Origin of the sequence: Corynebacterium sp. c24Ua_83 (assembly GCF_039907245.1) — a bacterium.
Classification (GTDB): Bacteria; Actinomycetota; Actinomycetes; order Mycobacteriales; family Mycobacteriaceae; genus Corynebacterium.
On record NZ_JASBOI010000049.1, the window covers coordinates 1 to 1,330 of the forward strand.

Sequence of the window (1,330 nt, forward strand, 5' to 3'; positions counted from 1 at the left end):
GGACCTGACCCCTGTTTGGTAGACACCTCTGATTCCGGCCGTGTTGGGTCGGGGAAAGGTAATCTACCTCCATGCCTAGGAAGGTTTATTCGGATCAGTTCAAGCGTGACGCGGTCGCGATGTACGAGAACGATCCACATCTCTCGCTCAAGGCCGCGGCCGAAGACTTAGGGATCTACCGCACCACGCTTCGCACGTGGGTCGACAAGTACGGCACCGGCGCAAAGGCCACGACCCCACCGGTTTCTCGTGCTGATCGTGCCAAGCAGCTCACGGATGCTGAAAAGATACGCCAGCTGCAGCAGGAAAACGCCCGGCTGAAAGAAGAACGCGATATTCTGCGCAAGGCGGCCAAATATTTCATGGAAGAGACAAACTGGTGATCCGCTTCCAGTTTGTCGATGACCACCGCACCGAGTACTCGGTCAAGCGGATGTGCACCGTCCTTGGACTCAACCGCAGCTCCTACTACAAATGGAAGGCCAACAGCACCCAGCGGAGCCGCCGGCTGATCGACGACGCCATGCTAGGGGCGAAGGTCAAGGCAGTCTTCGACGAGAAAAACCAGCTCTACGGTGCCAAACGCATCGCAGCAGAGCTGACGCATAACGACGCCTACAACGACAATGGGCCGGTCAACCATAAGCGCATCGCCCGGATCATGAAGAAGCTTCGTCTGCGTGGCTACACCAAAAAACGCAAGGTCACCACCACCCGGCGTGGGCCACATCGCGTGGTGTTTGCCGACCTGGTCAAGCGGGACTTCACAGCCCCGGCTGCAAATAGGGTGCTAGTTGGCGATATCACCTATCTGCCGATCGCAGATGGGTCGAATATGTATTTAGCTTCGGTGATTGACTGCTATTCCCGGATGCTCGTTGGCTTTGCTATCGCCGACCACATGCGCACCGAACTCGTCGAGGAAGCACTCGAGCACGCGCACCACACCCGCGGGAGTCTTACCGGGGCGATCTTTCATTCGGACCACGGAAGTGTGTACGCCTCATCGCAGTTTCAGGCCACCTGCCGCAGGCTCAACGTCACCCAGTCGATGGGCGCAGTCGGCACCAGTGCCGATAACTCGCTGGCGGAGTCGTTTAACGCCACCCTGAAACGAGAGGTACTCAAAGACAAGAAAGTCTTTGCCAACCAGCTCGTCTGCCGGCGAGATGTCTTCGCCTGGTGCGCGCGCTACAACACCAGCCGAAGACACTCCTGGTGCAAGTACCTCACCCCCACAGAGTACGAAGCCCTCGCAGCGTAACAATGCGCTAGAGTAAACCCCATAATTTCACCACCCCATGGTGTCTACTTTCCGGGGGCCGGGCCC

Annotated in this window: 1 protein-coding gene; it reads left to right on the forward strand. The window is 58.0% G+C overall.

The window, feature by feature from the left end:
• The first annotated feature begins 71 nt into the window (after positions 1–71).
• Positions 72–1,264, forward strand: a protein-coding gene (locus QKE30_RS10770) for an IS3 family transposase (protein WP_347934778.1) whose coding sequence is annotated in 2 segments (ribosomal slippage) — positions 72–360 and positions 360–1,264 — 1,194 coding nt in all. Because the reading frame shifts where the segments join, the coding sequence is not laid out codon by codon here.
• Positions 1,265–1,330 lie beyond the last annotated feature (66 nt).